The sequence below is a fragment of the Allobosea sp. ASV33 genome (assembly GCF_016428755.1).
GTDB lineage: Bacteria > Pseudomonadota > Alphaproteobacteria > Rhizobiales > Beijerinckiaceae > Allobosea.
Genome location: NZ_JAELTI010000287.1, coordinates 1 through 316 on the forward strand (window position 1 = coordinate 1; position 316 = coordinate 316).

Annotated in this window: 1 protein-coding gene; it reads right to left on the minus strand. The window is 76.6% G+C overall.

Features of this window, described 5'->3' with window-relative positions:
* Window positions 1-134 precede the first annotated feature (134 nt).
* The coding region (locus JHD80_RS28480; protein ID WP_210340013.1) for a hypothetical protein at window positions 135-316 on the minus strand (182 nt) is incomplete at its 5' end.

A 316-nucleotide genomic window follows, 5' to 3' on the forward strand; every position in this document is an offset into this window, starting at 1 on the left:
TGTCGGAGCCCATGATCCAGACGAAGTTCACGCCGGGGCAGCGCCGCTTCAGTGCGCGCAGCGTGTCGGCGGTGTAGCGGGTGCGCAGCATCGCCTCGACGCCGGTGACGTCGATGCGGGCATGGCCCTGTCTCTTATACACATCTCCGAGCCCACGAGACTCTAGGCGCGATCTCGTATGCCGTCTTGTGCTTGAAAAGAGGGGGGGGGGGGGGGGGGGGGGGGGGGGGGGGGGGGGGGGGGGGGGGGGGGGGGGGGGGGGGGGGGGGGGGGGGGGGGGGGGGGGGGGGGGGGGGGGGGGGGGGGGGGGGGGGGG